Source organism: Solibacillus sp., from assembly GCF_040273735.1.
GTDB lineage: Bacteria > Bacillota > Bacilli > Bacillales_A > Planococcaceae > Solibacillus.
Window position 1 is genome coordinate 1 of sequence record NZ_JBELZM010000009.1, and the last position, 17,724, is coordinate 17,724.

The 17,724-nt window shown below is 41.3% G+C and carries 11 protein-coding genes; 1 reads left to right on the top strand and 10 read right to left on the bottom strand.

The genetic code is table 11. The annotated features are described in order from the left end of the window. Nucleotides 1-294 precede the first annotated feature (294 nt). From ABS917_RS10245 to ABS917_RS10255, 3 genes are all read right to left on the bottom strand, one after another. Nucleotides 295-2,424: an ATP-dependent Clp protease ATP-binding subunit gene (locus ABS917_RS10245; RefSeq protein ID WP_350478877.1), complete on the bottom strand. Its 2,130-nt coding sequence runs from the start codon at nucleotides 2,422-2,424 to the stop codon at nucleotides 295-297. A 171-nt stretch (nucleotides 2,425-2,595) separates the two neighbouring features. After that, entirely contained in the window at nucleotides 2,596-2,904 is a 309-nt protein-coding gene (locus ABS917_RS10250; RefSeq protein WP_039966323.1) for a metal-sulfur cluster assembly factor, read from the bottom strand. 61 nt (nucleotides 2,905-2,965) lie between these two features. Next, the gene (locus ABS917_RS10255; RefSeq protein WP_350478878.1) at nucleotides 2,966-3,721 is read right to left on the bottom strand and encodes a serine aminopeptidase domain-containing protein; all 756 of its coding nucleotides are present in this window, start codon (nucleotides 3,719-3,721) and stop codon (nucleotides 2,966-2,968) included. Nucleotides 3,722-3,832: 111 nt separating this feature from the next. On the opposite strand from ABS917_RS10255, the gene ABS917_RS10260 reads away from it, so the two are divergent. Next, complete coding sequence (locus ABS917_RS10260) at nucleotides 3,833-4,639, top strand: Cof-type HAD-IIB family hydrolase (RefSeq protein ID WP_350478879.1); 807 nt, start codon at nucleotides 3,833-3,835, stop codon at nucleotides 4,637-4,639. Nucleotides 4,640-4,698: 59 nt separating this feature from the next. Here ABS917_RS10260 and ABS917_RS10265 read toward each other — a convergent pair whose 3' ends face one another. The 7 genes from ABS917_RS10265 to ABS917_RS10295 all read right to left on the bottom strand — a co-directional run bounded on the left by ABS917_RS10265 (nucleotide 4,699) and on the right by ABS917_RS10295 (nucleotide 17,627). Then, a complete protein-coding gene (locus tag ABS917_RS10265) occupies nucleotides 4,699-6,141 on the bottom strand; it encodes an alpha-amylase family glycosyl hydrolase (RefSeq protein ID WP_350478880.1) in 1,443 nt (480 codons plus the stop codon). Between the two features lie 596 nt (nucleotides 6,142-6,737). After that, nucleotides 6,738-7,106 (bottom strand): YisL family protein, encoded by a 369-nt coding sequence (locus ABS917_RS10270; protein ID WP_350478881.1) that lies wholly within the window; start codon nucleotides 7,104-7,106, stop codon nucleotides 6,738-6,740. Nucleotides 7,107-7,308: 202 nt separating this feature from the next. Further along, nucleotides 7,309-8,211 carry a fumarylacetoacetate hydrolase family protein gene (locus ABS917_RS10275; RefSeq protein ID WP_350478882.1) on the bottom strand — a complete coding sequence of 301 codons (903 nt, stop codon included), beginning with the start codon at nucleotides 8,209-8,211 and terminating at the stop codon, nucleotides 7,309-7,311. Between the two features lie 139 nt (nucleotides 8,212-8,350). Next, nucleotides 8,351-9,529: a DUF418 domain-containing protein gene (locus ABS917_RS10280; RefSeq protein ID WP_350478883.1), complete on the bottom strand. Its 1,179-nt coding sequence runs from the start codon at nucleotides 9,527-9,529 to the stop codon at nucleotides 8,351-8,353. An 11-nt stretch (nucleotides 9,530-9,540) separates the two neighbouring features. Further along, nucleotides 9,541-13,260, bottom strand: a complete 3,720-nt coding sequence (gene addA, locus ABS917_RS10285; RefSeq protein WP_350478884.1) for a helicase-exonuclease AddAB subunit AddA — start codon at nucleotides 13,258-13,260, stop codon at nucleotides 9,541-9,543. Further along, complete coding sequence (gene addB, locus ABS917_RS10290; RefSeq protein ID WP_350478885.1) at nucleotides 13,235-16,876, bottom strand: helicase-exonuclease AddAB subunit AddB; 3,642 nt, start codon at nucleotides 16,874-16,876, stop codon at nucleotides 13,235-13,237. The genes addA and addB overlap by 26 nt, the downstream gene beginning before the upstream one ends. Nucleotides 16,877-17,003: 127 nt before the next feature. Then, nucleotides 17,004-17,627 carry a TVP38/TMEM64 family protein gene (locus ABS917_RS10295; RefSeq protein WP_350478886.1) on the bottom strand — a complete coding sequence of 208 codons (624 nt, stop codon included), beginning with the start codon at nucleotides 17,625-17,627 and terminating at the stop codon, nucleotides 17,004-17,006. Nucleotides 17,628-17,724: the final 97 nt, after the last annotated feature.

Genomic DNA, 17,724 nt, shown 5'->3' on the forward strand with positions numbered 1-17,724 from the left:
GGGCTGTCCGGTAAAACTACTGGACAGCCCCTTGTTATTTCCGCCTATTTTGAATGGGCGACTTTATTAGAAAAATTCCATGTAATATTAGAAGTTTTATACTTGATATTAGAAAAGTCGGCCCCTTTTTTTAAACAGTAGCACCTCTTATTAGAACAACCTCCATTTATATTAGAACTTCCGGCTTTTATACGAACTTTTTCATTTATATTAGAACTTTAACCATCCTTATTAGAACATTTACAGCATAAATAAAAAAGCTTGTACGCACTCGCGCACAAGCTTTCTTCACACTTAATTTGATTTTATAACTAACTCTTCATTTTCCAATGCAATTGATAAACTTCCACCTGCTGTGACTTCTCCTTTTAACAGTTCACGGGCAACAATCGTTTCCAAATGGCGTTGGACGAAGCGTTTGAGCGGACGTGCACCAAACTGCGGGTCAATCCCGTGCTTCACAATCCAGTCCACAACTTCTCCACTAACAGACAGCGTAATTTCCTGTTCTGCGACCCGTTCTTGAAGCTGCTTTACATATTTCCAGGCTATCTTATGGAAGTGCTCATTCGATAATGCATGGAACATAATAATATCGTCCATCCGGTTCAACAGTTCCGGTTTAAAGTGCTGGCGCAATGCCGCTTGGACAAGCTGTTCCGATTCTTCAGATGCTTCCAGTAAAAATTGTGAACCGATATTCGATGTCAAGATGATGACGGTATTCGTAAAGTTGACGATCCGCCCCTGGCTATCGGTAATTCGGCCGTCATCGAGTACTTGCAGTAAAATATTCGCAACATCCAGATGCGCCTTTTCGATTTCATCCAGCAATACAACGGAATATGGATTACGGCGTACCGCTTCTGTAAGCTGACCGCCTTCTTCATAGCCAATATAGCCTGGAGGAGCTCCAACAAGCCTTGATACAGAATGTTTCTCCATATACTCGCTCATATCAATACGGATGAAATGGTCTTCAGAATCGAATAGTTGTGCGGCCAATGCTTTTGCCAATTCCGTTTTTCCGACACCGGTTGGACCGAGGAACAGGAAGCTTCCGATCGGCTTATTCGGATCTTTAATACCTGAACGCGCACGCCAAACTGCCTCCGTTACATAAGTTACCGCATCGTCCTGGCCGACTACCCGTTCATGCAGTGTATCTTTTAAGCGGAGCAGTTTTTCGCGTTCACCTTCAACAAGTTTCGTTACCGGAATACCTGTCCAGCGCGAAATAATTTTAGCAATCTCTTCTTCGGTCACTTCTTCACGCAGCATCCGGTTACCTTCTGACTGCTTCAACTGCAGTTCCAGTTCGGCGATTTCCTTTTCAAGCTGTGGTATTTTACTGTATTGAAGCTCACTTGCCCGCGCTAAATTATTGCCTGAAATAAATAAATCATCGCGCTCGGCTTCCATTTTTTTCAGTTCATCTTTTTTATCGCGTACAATTTGTAAGCCGTTTTTCTCTAGTTCCCACTGTTCCTTCATTGACTTTATTGATACTTCCAATGTATCAATTTCATCTGTAATGATTTCGAGACGTTTTTTGCTTGCATCATCTTTTTCTTTTTTCAGCGCCTGCTGCTCAATTTTCAGCTGTGTAAGACGGCGCGTTAACTGATCCAGTTCCTGTGGCATTGAATCAATTTCTATGCGGATCATTGCACATGCCTCATCGACAAGATCAATTGCTTTATCCGGTAAAAAGCGGTCTGTAATATAACGGTTCGCCAGTTCGGCCGCAGCAATAATCGCACGGTCATGAATACGAACACCACGGTGATGTTCTTCAAAACGATCTTTTATTCCGCGTAAAATGGAGACCGTATCTTCAATAGAAGGTTCTCGCACCATTACTTGCTGGAAGCGGCGTTCCAATGCAGGGTCTTTCTCGATATACATGCGGTATTCATCCAATGTTGTTGCTCCAATACAATGCAGTTCACCGCGTGCAAGCATTGGTTTCAGCATATTTCCTGCATCCATCGCTCCGTCCGTTTTCCCTGCACCGACAATTGTATGGATCTCATCGATGAATAGAATTATACGCCCATCAGAATCTTTCACTTGCTTTAATACAGACTTCAGCCGCTCTTCAAACTGCCCTCGATACGATGCCCCGGCAATCAGTGCACTCATATCCAGTTCATATAGCTCCGCATCTTTTAATCCTTCAGGAACATCCTGTCTCACAATACGCTGTGCCAGCCCTTCGACAATCGCTGTTTTACCAACACCTGGCTCACCGATGAGGACCGGATTGTTTTTTGTTTTACGTGACAGAATACGAATAACGTTCCGAATTTCCTCATCTCGTCCAATAACCGGATCCATCTTACCGTTTTTTACTTGTTCAATTAAGTTACGTCCAAATTGTTCTAATGGCGGACGATTATCTTGTGTTTGGTTAAATTGCATAAAGTGCACCCTTTCATTAAGTTTGACCTTTTTTGATTAATTTAATTATAAGTCAAAATTGGTCAAACAACAAATAATTACCCTGTATTATTCGCAAAAAGTTCCTTAAAAAAAATCGATCACTTTGCTTATACGCAAAATGACCGAATTTCAATCTTTATTTACTTATTATTAACGGATACCTAATGCCATTTTTGCATAGCGGGACATATTGTCCTTAGACCATGCCGGTTGCCATACGATATCAACCTTCACTTCTTTTACTTCCGGTAATTCGCTAAGTGCCGTTGTTACTTGGTCAACGATAACCGGTGCAAGCGGACAGCCCATTGATGTTAATGTCATCGTAACGATTGCTAAGCCCTCGTCTGTTAAATCCACTTCATATACTAAGCCTAAGTTGACGATATCAATGCCTAACTCAGGGTCAATTACGTTTTCCAATGCACCTAACATACTTTCTTTCATATCGTGATCAATTGCCATTTTAAATTTCCCCTTTCGCCATGATGTTATTGTTAATCATAGCAGAACGTATGCTTTATGCCAAACATTGTGCCATAAATTGCGTGACTTGCAAAATCCCGTTTCTTGATACTGCATGCCCTGCTTTTCGTTCTGCCAAATAAGTAATATGTTCTGCTTTTTTTTCTTTTTCCAGTTGTTCAACGTAATCTCGGCTCATATGATAAGGAACAACCGTATCGCGCTCACCATGCCAGAAAATGATTGGTTTGTTTGCCCATAAATCTTCATGCTGCTCCATATCGAATTTTTGCAGCATTTGAAGCAGGCCGTTTTGCTGTTCTTCAGACAACGGAAATGTTACGCCTTTTTGCTTTAAATCCTCTACTTGATGGAGAGCCAGTTTCGTATAGCTTGTCGTTCCCATACAAATACCTGCCGTTTCAATCCATGGATAGATCGCTAAACAGCCTGAAGTGACGATTCCGCCCATTGAAGTTCCGGCAATACCAACCTTGTTCCCTGCTAAGTTTTTCAGCTTCAATTCTTCATAAATAGTATGTACTTCTTCCACTGACTTTAATACAATTTTCCAGAAGTTAAAGTTCATCTGCTCTTCTGTCAATTGGTTCGAGCGCTCTCCATGCATTAATGCATCAGGTAGTATAACGCGTACACCTTGTTGCACAAACTGATAAGCGTAATGTAAATTATGTTCCTTTGCGCTTAAAAAACCATGAAGAAAAATAACGACCGGTGTCTGCTCATCCATCGTTTTATCATACACATGCAGTAATGGAATGGACTTCCATTGTTCTTTATCTACTATCAAATTTCTCACCTCTTTGTTTACATTAGCAAAAATTGGTCGATGTTTCAAAACTTTGACGAATGCTATTTTTGCACGTTACAATTATACCCAGGCTAAAGGAGGCTTACTCTTATGAACGAACATTTAATTGTATTAGATTTAGACGGCACTTTATTGACGGACGAGAAGAAGATTTCTGCGCTGACAAAGGAAACTTTGTTGAAAGCAAAAGAAGCAGGTCATCAGGTGATGATCGCGACAGGACGTCCGTATCGTGCGAGTCAGCTTTATTATCAGGAGCTGAGTTTAACAACTCCGATTGTCAATTTCAACGGAGCCCTCATCCACCACCCTAAAAATCCGATGTGGCAAACGATTCATACTACAGTCGATTTAAGTGTAGTCCATGATGTTGTAGAATCGGTTCATAAATACGAATACGACAACTTAATCGCCGAAGTATTGGATGATGTGTACCTTCACCGTGAAGATGAAGGTGTGCTTCAGTTGCTGCACATGGGGAATCCAAATATTTTAACGGGCGATCTGAAAAATACATTAAAAGAAAATCCGACAAGTTTACTTATTCAGGCAGATGATGTAAATACACCGATCATCCGCAAGCATTTACAGGATGTTCACGCTGAACTGATCGAGCATCGACGTTGGGGAGCGCCTTTCCCTATTATTGAAATTGTCCACAAAGGGTTAAGTAAAGCAGTAGGCATCGACCATATTGCAAAAGAAATGGGCATTCCGCGAGAACGCATCATTGCATTTGGCGATGAGGACAACGATTTGGAAATGATTGAATACGCAGGCGTTGGCGTTGCGATGAGTAACGGTATCGACGATTTGAAAACAATCGCCAATGAAATTACGCTATCGAACAATGAAGACGGCATCGGGAAATTTCTGCAGGACCGATTAAAACTGTAATACAATATAAACAGCCTGGAAAAGCATGTTGTATGCTTCTCCAGGCTGTTTCATTTTATTTAACTTTCTGCACGTCGTTTTTTCCCGCGCTTCATAATAACAATCATAAATGCTGTGTATAACACAACGACTAATCCAAGTGCCACAATGTAAGAAGTGTTAATACCACGTGCTTCAATCACTTGGTACACTTCTACCATTTCGCGGTCTAAAATAATCGCATAGTTGCCGTCCTTATTTTCACGTATGATTTCATTATTGAACATCCCGCGAACTTCTTTTCCCTCACCTAGCTCAGCGACCGGAATATGCACACGTTTTGTTTTACTACTATTATTAATGACAACAATCCATGTTTCCTCATCCGATTTGCGCTCAAATACAATATAGCCGTCTTCATTTTCAAGCCATTTAAATTCCCCGTTACGCAAAGTATCGGAATCATTTCGTAAAGACTGTAGCTTTCCGACATAATCGGCTAATTCCGAGTCCGTTTTAAAATTGTAGTACTGGTGCGCTTCAACACCCGCTTCCCCATTCATCGCAATTTCAGATCCATATTGTACGATCGGCACACCAGGAAGTAAAAGAGTGCTCGCAATGGAAATTTTACTGCGTGTCGGTGGATACATGCCTTCCTCTGTTGCCGCTAATGTGAACCGGTCCGACCAGATTGTATCTGCCATCGATAATACCGGAGTTCCTGAAAGCATTTCCTCGATATGAGGCTCCAGTACTGTCGTATTTAAATCAACATTTTTAAAAGCATTCGTGAAGTTGGAAGCAGTATCACCGTAAAATTTCGCATCAAAATCTGCATCACTTTCTGCATTAGCAATGACATAGGCACCTGCTGCTTTCAACTGCTCGATAAAGCGATTTAAAAAAGCAGTATCGGCCTGTTCAATATTCGTTAAACGAACCCCGTCCAGTTTATATGTATTTACAAATTGTACAGCACTGTTGATCAGCTCATTCTGTACTTCTTCATTCGTTAAGTCCCACTGTATTTTCCCATCATTTTCAGATGCCACAAATCCTTGTTTTTCAGCAAGTTCATGGTTCGGACTAACATTGGAAATCGGGAAGTCAACCATCATTTTGATTTCGCGTTTTTGATAAGCCTCGACCATTTTTTTAAATTCGTCTGCTGTTCCAAAACGGTGGTCAAACATTGTATAGCTCGTTGGCATCGACCCATCATATTTTTCAGTCTCAAATACGGAGCCTATCGACAACATCGTATAGCCCATGTTTGCTACATAATCGATTTTCTTCAGCAATCCATTGAAATCCCCGCCCGTAAACATCGTCGGGTCTTGCGCATTTACTGTATCATCATCATTTTTACCGGTACCATTAAAAAAACGGTCCACTAAAACATCATATATACTTTCATCTGCAATCGTACGCTCTTCCGCATTTGCAACAGCAGCAACTGACAATGAAGTCGAAAGCAGCACACCCGCAGCTAATGTACGAAACCATTTATTAAATCCCATTCATTTCCCTCTCTTTCAAATACAGTCCAACGTCATTTTACCAAAAAAGGTATAAATGTAGCTAGCTTAAATAGTTATTTATAGGAAATTCAACAAATACGTGTCAGAAATGTGTATAGAGGGGTTGATATAATTAGGAATTGAGGCAAGGTGTCTTTAATTAGAGGGTTGCGTGTAAAACGTTGAGCCCGGGAAGTAGAACTACCTTATTTAATGTGGAACGATTCTCCACCTAAGTAGAACAAATAGCAGGGAATGTTGAAACTGCCGGGATATTAGAACTTTATAGGTGAAATGTTGAACGTTGAGCCAGCAAAGTAGAACTATGAAAACCTAATGTAAAACGTCTCTCCTCAAAAGTAGAACAAATGCATCAGAATGTAGAACTACCCGAGATATTAGAACTTTCAGGATGAAATGTGGAAAGAGGAAACCGAAAAGTAGAATACCTCCAATATAAAGTAGAACGTCTCTCCCCTAATGTAGAACAAAACGCTACAAAAATAGAACGAATCCCTGGAAAGTAGAATTCTCCCTACTCCATACAAAAAAGCGTGTAAAAAGCCACCTCCACTTTTTACACGCTTCAATCTTTATTAGAAGTTTACACCGATACCCATGCTTAAGCCTAAGTATAATGTGATTAATAGAACGATACCGAATAGTACCCAGAACATATTGACAGATTTGCCTTTGTTTTTACGTACTAATACCATTTCCATAAAGCCGATTACTAAAATACCAAATAACACTTTCATGTCATAGTTCATGCCGCTTTCAGTGATTTTGTCGCGCCATTCCAGGAATAAAGATAATCCTGTAACGATCACTAAAATATACATTAAACGTAAAATCATGTGTACTGCTTTCATTTTTTTGCCGGATAATGCAGCGATAAAGAATAATATTAATGCTATTACCCAAGTCGTGATGTGCATATGCGTCGTACTAGTTAAGAAATCCACGAATTTTCCACCTCTTCTATTTATTCTCTACAGGCAATATCCTACCATGTAAAGCTATATAAATTCAATTGAATCTTCCAAGTTCAATGAGTTGTCATATAAAAGCTAAATTTTTCTACAAAAAAGGCAGTAGATTTCCCCTATCACTGAAAATCTACTGCCTATTAATATCGGAATCTAGCTATCCGCAGCTATGAAAATATTAAGCAAATCGGTTTGCTAAAGTCCCGATTCCTTCAATTGCAATTTTCACTTCATCGCCTGCTTTCAAGAATTTCGGCGGGTTCATCCCTTTTCCGACTCCGGCCGGCGTACCTGTTAAAATTACATCGCCCGGCTCTAATGTTACATATTTTGAAACTGTCTCAATAATTTCGGAAACAGAGAACAACATATCTTTCGTCGATCCATTTTGGCGTACTTCACCATTTACTTTCGTCACAATTGATAATGTGTGCGGATCAGGAATTTCATCTTTCGTTACTAAATACGGCCCCATTGGACAGCTGCCTTCCAAACTTTTACCTAAGAAGAACTGTTTATGCTTCTCCTGTGCATCACGGGCTGTAAGATCATTGGCAATTGTATAACCGAACACATAGTCAAATGCCATTGCTTTCGGAACGTTTTTTCCGCGCTTGCCGATTACGACAGCTAACTCCCCTTCATAATCAAGGGAATCCGTCACATCTGCATGCACAGGTAATGTCGATTCATCAGGGGCAATTGCAGTTGGTGATTTTGTGAAAACAACGATATGTTCCGGAGCCTTTTCTGCCCCCATTTCGCGGGCATGATCACTGTAATTTTTACCAACACATAAAATATTTTTCGGTGTACGAGGAACTGGCGACAGCCACTCAATATCAGAATAAGCCAGTTTAAACTGGGCTCCCTCTTCATGATTTTGAGCTGCTTCTACTAATTTACGAACCTGCTCAACAAATTCGTAGCCATGTGCAATCCCGTCAATAATTGTTTTCGGAAAGTCTTTTAGTACATTAAGTTGGTTTTGGATTTCGATTACATCCCAAACTGCCTCTTCTTTTTTTACTTTTGGGCCAAACTTTACTTGTTCGTTTACTTTAAAAGATAACAATTTCATAACGTGGAGCACTCCTTCTGTTTTTTTACATCATACATTAAAATATAAACAATTGCCTTACTTTTCTGACAAAAAGGGCCTTAATACGTAAAACTAAGCGTTCGGTGCATAAAATTTTATACAATACCACATTCTTAGTTCACGTTTTACGTTCTGCAGGTTTACCGTAAGTAAATCTTTTCAGTAATGCTTCAATCGGTCCTTGTTTGTATTTTGAGAAATAGATTTCCGCAAATAGTACTTGGATAACGAAAATTCCTACCGCCAAATAAATCCCCATCTGCACATCCACTTTTCCGTATAAACCGAACCCCCAATTGTAGAACAGTACCGTACAAATAACTGACTGCATCAGGTAAAGCGTGAGAGACATACGGCCAGCCTTTGCAATCGGCGTCAGCAGTTTTACTATGACCGGTAATTGTGTCAGCAATGTTATAGCTGCCATATAGCCAATCGCAAGCAGCGGTCCGCCGATATAAACTTGCAAGTATTCATTGCCCAATGTTTGGTCACCGAATATCGGCAAACTCTTCAAATAAAGTCCGCAGCCAATACCAGCAACAGCCAAAATGATCCAAACAATGATTTTTTCTTTTGCCTGCTCGATTATACGCCATTTTGCAAGTGCCGCGCCAAACAGCATATAAGGTAATATTGTAAATAAAGACGAAATCCACATCATGACACTCATCTGAATCGATAAATCATCAAGACGCTGCATAAATGCATCCGTCCAGTTCCCGATACCATATGCTGTTAAGGCACTTTGAATTGCTTCAATATCGACAGAGAAACTATCCATTGATGCCGTAAAAAAACCTGCTGCGACATATAAACTTAAATTAAAACCGTGATACAGAGCATTCACCGCAACCGCCACCATCAGAAGCCATTTTGCCTTAATACGAATTAGCGCGATTAAAAATACTCCGCAAAATGCGTACGTGGCCAAAATATCGCCCCACCAGATGACAATCGCATGAAACATCCCAATGCAAAATAATAAAATTAGACGCTTCGGCGCAAACCGGTAAAAATCTGCGCCCGTCTCACTTGCTTTTACATATTGCATTGCTAATCCATACCCGAACAGCATAGAAAATAACGGATAAAAGCTGCTTTGTACATAAATATCCAAAAGCTGTTGGAGTATTATATCCTGAACTTCATTAAACCAGCTGCTCAAATCCGCTATATGCGGCATCGGTAAATAAAACCCAAACATATTAACTAATAAAATGCCGAGTAAACTTACCCCGCGCAATATATCGAGTGTTGCAACACGCTCGTTCGTACCTACTGGGCGAAAATCCACCGTCAATCCCCCTAATCTATTTTCACTTCTTGTCCAATACTGTATAAATATAAAATGCGTTCGTTTATTTGAATACGCTTAATTGATTGGACAGCATGCTGATAATAGTTTAATTGAATTTGGTACGACTTTGTCATTTTTTGTTTAATTTTCTCTAAATCGCCTAATAAATACTGTTCGATATAGTCGGTTTTATAATCGAGAAGCACCCAGTTTCCATGTTCATCTTCAAAAATGCAGTCGATGACACCCTGTACTATTTGGGCATCCCCTTCCTGATCTTTCAAACTAAGTGTAAATGGTTCTTCTCTTAGTACTTGCGTTGCTTTTTTAAAACGCTCTCCGACTTCCGTTTGGAAAAAGGCAAATACTTTTTCCGCTGAAACTGCATCCGCTTCAATTTGCTGCAGCAGTTTACGATTTACAAGCGATTGGATATAACTTTCCGTCTCTTCAATCGATGTAAAGCCTTGCTGCGGGATATGCTGCATCACGGCATGGACAGCTGTACCGACTTCGGTTGCCGAAAGCTTCCGTTCTTTTTTCCCTTTTAGCATAAAGCTCGGTACATCGGTTTTTACGTAGCGCTTCGCTTCCATATTATAAAGCTGCTCTTCTTCCATCCGCTGCAAACTTTCGAGACGCTTTTGCTCTGATACCGACGTTTTTGATTTCTTCGTAACCGCATTTGCATATGGATACGGTGTCGTGAAACGTTTCATCAGCAGCTGAACCAAATCTTCATTCACTGCCTGTTCAACCACTTCATGCTCCACCGTTTCCGCTTCATTGGCAAGCAAGTAGTCACGGTTTGGAATGATGCGGACCGTCCATTTCTCTGTTGTGGCCGCTTCTTTCGAATAGCCGTAATTGGCAAACAGGAAATCATTATGACGTGCAACAGCCGGACCGACCCAGCTTAAATAGCTGTTCGCTTTCGAACGAATGTATGCAGGGAGCACCGTATCCTCCAGTTCCTGATAAAATGCCCATTCTTCCTTCTGCTTTTCCCAATCTTTAATCGATCCTACTAAAATGAGGCGCTCTTTTGCACGGGTCATCGCCACATATAAAACGCGCATTTCTTCTGCCTTCATTTTCGCAAGCTTTTTCTCCTTCACATATAAATGCGGTAAGGATGTCGAAATGATATTTAGATCCGGATTCACTGATTTAATCGCCAAACCGAAATCCTGATCGAAAATATAGCGGCTGCCTAAGTCTTTCGTATTGAATGTACGGCTCATCCCCGCTACAAATACGACCGGATATTCTAATCCTTTTGATTTATGGATTGTGAGCAATGTGACGACATCGTCCGCTTCACTCGTCGATTTCGCAATCCCTAAATCATCTCCACGTGAACTCATCCGGTCGATAAATCGCAGGAAGCGGAATAATCCGCGGAATGATGATTTTTCATAGCTTAATGCACGGTCATGCAGTGCCCGTAAGTTCGCCTGGCGCTGCTTGCCGTTCGCCATCGCTCCGACCATTTCGTAGTAATTCGTATCTAAATACACTTGCCATACTAAATCGGCCAATGCCCCGTGACGGGAGAACTGGCGCCATTTCTGATGCATTGTAAAGAACTTATCGAGCTTAGCCTCTGTTTCAATTGGCATGTCACCCGCTGCTTCTTCTTTATACTGCTTTAATGCCTCATAAAAAGGTACTTTCCCGTTAATTAAACGGATTTTTGCCAGTTCGTTTTCCGTTAACCCGATAAATGGCGCACGCAGTACAGAAGCGAGCGGAATATCCTGATACGGATTGTCGATGACCTTTAATGTGTTGATCATAATCATCACTTCAAGCGATTCAAAATAGCCGCCATCCGTTTCGGCGTAGAGCGGCAGGCCGGCCAATTTGAATTCCTCTGCAAACGTCGTATACCATGTGCGGGAACGCATCAATACGACAATATCGCGGTAGCTGACAGGACGCATTGATTTCGTTTTCGGATTGTACACTTGTCCACCATGATCGACTAAATCACGGATGCGCTGAATAATGTAACGTGCTTCCTGCTGTGCCGAGCTGATACTCTCTTCGTCGGAACCATCTTCGCTTCCTGGAATAATTTGCGCTTTTGAATCACCTTCCAGTAATACTAATTCAATCGGTACTTGCTGCTCATCATAGCTCGCCCCGAATTTAAGTTTTGCCTGTTCATCGTACGCAATTTCGCCGACTTCTTCGTCCATTATTTGCTCAAATACATAGTTCGTACCTTCCAGCACTTCCGAACGGCTGCGGAAATTGGCATTCAGGTCAATTTTCATTCCTGTGCCGGACGGGTCTTCTTCAAAGCGTTTATATTTATCTAGGAAAAGGCGCGGTTCTGCTAGTCGGAATGCGTAGATGCTCTGTTTCACATCGCCGACCATAAACATATTTCCGTCCTGCTCACCGCCGTTTTTCACAAGCTGCAAAATTGTTTCCTGCAGGAAATTGACATCCTGATACTCATCGACAAGCACTTCTTTGAAACGCTTCTTGAAATTCAATGCCACATCGGATGGCTGGGGTGGATTTGTTGTACTTTCTTCATCTGTCAAAATTTCCAATGCATAATGCTCCAAATCCGAAAAATCAAGCAGGCCTCGTTCTTGCTTCGCCTTTTTAAACGCTTCACTGTATTCAATCGTCAGTTTAACGAGCGTTTCCAAAATAGGCTTCGTCGCCGCCATCTCCTGAACATACAACTTTGGATGACGCGCAAAGAATGTATCCTTTAAATCCGTCAGCATTTCTTTTGCCGTATCGCGATGATTTTTCGCTACCGCATAATATTGCTTATCTTCCTCGGTATCCTTTTTCGTCAACGGCTTGATACGTCCGAACTCAATAGCAGGAATCAGATCATAAGCCTGTTCCCATGAGCCTTCCTCCATCGCTTCAAGTACATGCTTAACCCCGGTATATTCTGCTTCAAACAATGGCTTGTTTTTCTCTAAAGCAGGTGTAACAGACACAATTTGCAAGCCTTTTTCTAGACGAGTGGCAATTTCTTTCAGGCTTCCGATAATAAAAGGTCGGACTTCCTGCGCAATGACCAGTTCATCGATCGGACTTTCCGGGTCAATATCGTATTTCTCCGGCAATGCACGCAGCCATTCATACGGGTTTGGCTGTACACGCGACACTTTATACATTTCCTGCAGCAACAATTCAATCGCCTGATCACTGCGGTCAGATGCAAAGCTGTCGACTAATGTGTAAAGCTCCTCTTTCGTAAATAAAGTTTCCATATCGCCCCGGTATGCCTTTTCAAGCACATCCATCAGCACATCATCCTGCAATAACGAAGCTTCCTCTGTACTTGCCAGACGGAAACCAGGGTCCAGATCAATCGTGTATGCATACTCACGGCAAATCGATAAACAGAATGAATGCAGCGTTGAAATTTGCGCTTTGTTCAATAAACTTAATTGACGGCGCAGAAAATGATTGCTCGGATTTTGGGCAAGTTCCTTTTCAAGCGCTTCTGCCATACGGTTTCGCATTTCCGCAGCCGAGGCATTTGTAAACGTTACGACGAGCAGCTCATCCACATCAATGCGCTTGTCTTCAGGCGCTAAAATCTTTTGGATAAGTCGCTCGATCAATACCGCCGTTTTTCCTGAACCGGCCGCTGCCGACACTAATATGTCATGACCGGATGCGTAGATGGCTTTCCACTGAACATCTGTCCATTGAACATCACTCGGCTTCGCTGGAATTGTCATCTGCACATACCACCTTTTTAATATTTTCAAATACTTCCTGTTCAGGCTGTTTCTTGATTTCGTTGAAGCTGTTGCCTGTTTCCGACTGGTCGAACTGGCAAACCGACTTAAAACTGCAATACGTGCAAGCCTTTTGATTGCCCAAGCTGTACGGTTTAATTTCCGTATTTCCGCGGTAAATTTCATTGCCCGCCTGACGGAATTTATAATGCACAAATTCCTGCAAGTTTTCCATCTGCTCCTGTTCGATCACTTTTGAGGAACGGCTGTTAAATTCCGGATTCTCTCCGCTTTTAAACGCCGCTGGTACAATAATTGATGTCTTACTCGGCTCAAGTGACTTGTCCATTAGTTGTGCCACTTCCACATCTTTTACCATATAGCCGCTTAACTTGAACTTCTCCTGACGAAGATTTTCAACGCGATCATACTGCTCATAATCCTCTGTCGGAATTAGAGGATTGTGTACATGCAGGTAGAACATCCCGGCCGCCTGGACAATGATATTCTCCAGCTCTGATAAATCCTGAATGAATTTTCCTTCACGTGCAATAATCGGGATATTTTTCATCGCTACATCTAAATACGTCAACAGCTGCAGCGAGATTCCATTATATACTTCGGTAAAATCAAGCTTGCGGCCGCTTGATTTATAATCAATAACACGCAAATACAGATTTTCCGCATCTTTATATGCATCAATACGGTCGATTTGCCCGCGCACATACATTTTCCGGTTATGTTCCAGATCGATTTTCAGTGCTTCCAGCGGATTGCGGTCATCCTGTTCTGTATTTTTGTCGTCGCGCTTCCCAAACGGCTTTTCATGGGCAATTGCTTTAAACTTGGACAGCTCACTTTGATTGATGAGTGCATAAATTGTACGTGCCACGATTTTCACAAGTTTCGTTTTAATATATTCAAAGCGGTGACTGCTTTTTAAAATACTGTACGAGAAATAATCCGCCAGTTTTGAAATGGTTTCATTCGCCTTTTTATAGCAAGCTACATATGTCGTAAGAGGGATCGATGGCTCTTTCTCGGATAAAATTGTCCGGATTGCCTCATGGAAAAGATCGCCCATCGCGAATGTTTCCAGCTTGAATTCCGTACGCTCCTGCAGTTTCAGCCCATAGGATGCAAAATGTGAATACGGACAGCTGTAAAAGCGTTCAATACGCGATACACTTGCCAAAAAGTCTTCCCCATACAATGCTGTTGCTATGTCTTCAGTTAGCGGTTCAGCTTCATTCGTCGTATACAAAGGTTTTTCCACGACATTCAGTACATCTTTCCAGCGATGTTCCCGTTCATAAAATGCTTTTAACGCCGCCCATTCTTCGGTAAGCGGACGTCGCTCGTGCTGTGCCTGCTTCAGCTGGGTCATTAAGAAGCCGATTGCCGGTGACGGATGCTGTATATAATTAAGCACATTGTCTTTTTGAAGTTCGTCAAGCGGGTCCATTGCAATTTGCCTATGCGGCAGTGTACGAACTGTTTTTTCCTCTGGCGTGCCTCGATTTCCGATAATTTCGAACATGCTGTGCAGGCGGTTAATATAAAGCGATGGAAGCTTGCTTTTACTTTCCTCATCTGCATCTGCATACGTAATATATAAATAGTGTGTCGATGAAGAAATCGCACGGTAAAACAGGAAGCTTTCCTGCAGAAGTCTGCTTTTTATACCCGGTGCGAGTTCTACATCGATTTTCTCAAATGTTTCACGTTCGTCATCAGACAGCAGTCCTCCCGCTTCCATACGCATCGGGTATACCCCGTCATTAACACCGATTACGAAAATTGCCTTTTTATTGTCAAAACGGGCAAACTCGACAGTTGAAACGGTCACTTCATCCAATGTCGGCGGCACACTTGCAAATTCAAGTGTTTCAAAACCTTCATCCAAAATTTGTGCTACTTCTTCCAACGGCATAACTTTATCGCCGAACATAAGGTCAAACTGCTCCAAAATATGAATCCAGCCATTCCAAGCCTGTTCATGCTCCAGGGACTGATGAAGTGAATCGGTCTGCTCTTCCTGCTCCTGCATTTTTAGCAGCTTCTTATAAATATCAAGATGCTCCATAAACTCATACAGTGCCACTACAATTTCACGGCCTGTCTTTTTGCCTTTCAACCGGTTCTGCAATGCCAGTACCGGCTCCCTGATTAAGTCTCGTACTGATTTCAAAAGTTGCTCATGCTCCAGCTCATCTTCTGTCTGAACCGCATTTACTTTTTCCAGTGATTTAAAACGGCGATAATGCCATACTTCATCTTTCATCCAGCGGTCATGGACAATTCCTTTTGCGATGACGAAGTTTTCCATAATATCCGCTCTGTCCCGCATTGCGACTAAATTAGCTCCATAAGGGAAAAACAGATCGGTTTTAATGCTTCTGAAAACCGGCTCATATTTCCAGTTTGTCGTAATAATCTCCAGTACGGATCGACTGAATTCGATAAGCGGGTGATAAAGCATCGACCGCTTCTCATTTGAGAAGAACGGAATTTCGTATTGGGTAAAGGTCGTTCCGATAATTGCATCATATACATCTGCCTGGCGGTACATTATCCCGATATCTTTATAACGAAGCCCCTTTTCCAGTACAAGCTGTTTAATTTCCTGGGCAATACCTTGCACTTCTGCGCGCGGGTTTACACCTTCCAATATTTTCGTATGTCCCGTTGATTCGACTGGTGTATCCGTAATTTTGTCGAAGCAATGTTCAATATGCAGCAAGTCCCGATTTGTCGCACGGTAGTTTACTTCTAAATGAACTCGCGGCTCCTCTTCAATATCAATTCCTCGTTCGAATCGTAATTTCTGCAGCTCATTCTTTATTTTATCGTAAGTCATCGCAGCTCTGTAAAACACGGAGCCTTCCAGTAAATCCATTTGCGGGTCTTCCATCGGTAGTACAATTGTTACACGTTTTGCATAAATAAGAAGCTCTTTTAAAATGGCAAATTCCTGTCCATTAAATGAAACAAATCCATCCAAATATATGTGGGTATCTCGCAAGCTTTCCATTTTCGGAATACGTTCAATTAACAGCGGGAAATAGCCAGCTCCATCAATATATTCGATCCCGATGCGCTCATGCAGCTGCTTTAAAATAATGTTCAGATCATGCAATTTATGAAGCAGTACTTCACTTGCACCGTTTAATTTTAATGATTCAATCAGCGGGTCAATTGTTTCCACATCGATATGATATTGACTGAATTCTTTTAAAATCTGCTCGACTTCTTTCGTAAAACCGGGTTTACCTGCCGCTCGTCTAAATAGCAGGAACTCTTCCTGATGTTCTTCCAAAATACGTCGTAACAGCATGCGGTACCCTGTGCCGTCAATGCGTTCGTGGGCAATACCGCCTTCATTTTGCAGCACAAACCAGGCCAGCCGTTTGAATGTCATAACCTGTGCACGCATCATTCCTTCAATGTCATAATTCGTCGTCAGCTCATATTCCGTTGTAAACGACATTTGGTCAGGAACTAATATAAAAATTGGATGTCCAAATATATTTGTTTTTAAGTCATCGACAATCTCACGGTGAATCAACGTTGTTTTCCCCGTGCCTGCCCGTCCTGTTATAACTCGTAACGTCACAATTCCCACCTCACTTATATATCTTCCTTCTATTATAATATAAGAATACTTGTTCGTGCATTAATTGCAATCATACAAAAAAGCCCTGTCTTTTCACTATTTGTAAAAAGCCAAGACTTATAGTTTTTCATTTATGTTTTCGTAACTTCCCGATCTCTCGCAAATCTCTTTCCACACGCTTATTTAAAATATTTTCAATCAATTTGCCGATTCCCCAAATGATTAAAATAATGACAGCTGAAATAATAAGTTTTGCAGGAGAGGTTAAAATATCACGTAAATCACTGCCTAAATAGCTAATTAAAAAGATTAAAATGGGTTTTGAAATAAGGAGTGTCAAAAAATAATATTTCTTTTTAATATTGGATAAACCAGCAACCGTATTGACAACGACAACAGGTGTAAACGGCAGACATAGCAGAACAAACAGTGGTGTAAATCCTCTAATATCCACCCAGTTAATCAGTTTTTTAACTTGTTTCTGTTCTTTAATCCGGCGGAAGAGACGGTACTTTCCGAACATGCGAATCATGAGGAAGAACATGTATGATCCTGCTACCGTTCCAAGCCAGGACAGTAAAAATCCCCAAAACAAACCGTATGCTGCGGCGTTGGCAATAATTATTACGAACAGCGGCAATATCGGTATAAATGATTCTAAAAATGTTAATAAAATTCCGAAAAACGGGCCTAATAACTTATATTTCTCTACAATTGTTTCTATATTATCGATTGTCAGCCAATCTAACATAATCAATCACCCCTACCAAAAACGATAAAAATTCCTGAAGTTATACAATGCTGTCTAGTACAATTTAATCTTAACATAATTTGTTTATACCCGTTTT

What these genes read in the sequence shown, in the direction of transcription:
- ABS917_RS10245 (WP_350478877.1), bottom strand. Translation starts at nt 2,424, where the DNA reads ATGCAATTTAACCAAACACAAGATAATCGTCCGCCATTAGAACAATTT.
- ABS917_RS10260 (WP_350478879.1), top strand. Translation starts at nt 3,833, where the DNA reads ATGAACGAACATTTAATTGTATTAGATTTAGACGGCACTTTATTGACG.
- ABS917_RS10265 (WP_350478880.1), bottom strand. Translation starts at nt 6,141, where the DNA reads ATGGGATTTAATAAATGGTTTCGTACATTAGCTGCGGGTGTGCTGCTT.
- ABS917_RS10275 (WP_350478882.1), bottom strand. Translation starts at nt 8,211, where the DNA reads ATGAAATTGTTATCTTTTAAAGTAAACGAACAAGTAAAGTTTGGCCCA.
- addA (WP_350478884.1), bottom strand. Translation starts at nt 13,260, where the DNA reads ATGACAATTCCAGCGAAGCCGAGTGATGTTCAATGGACAGATGTTCAG.
- ABS917_RS10295 (WP_350478886.1), bottom strand. Translation starts at nt 17,627, where the DNA reads ATGTTAGATTGGCTGACAATCGATAATATAGAAACAATTGTAGAGAAA.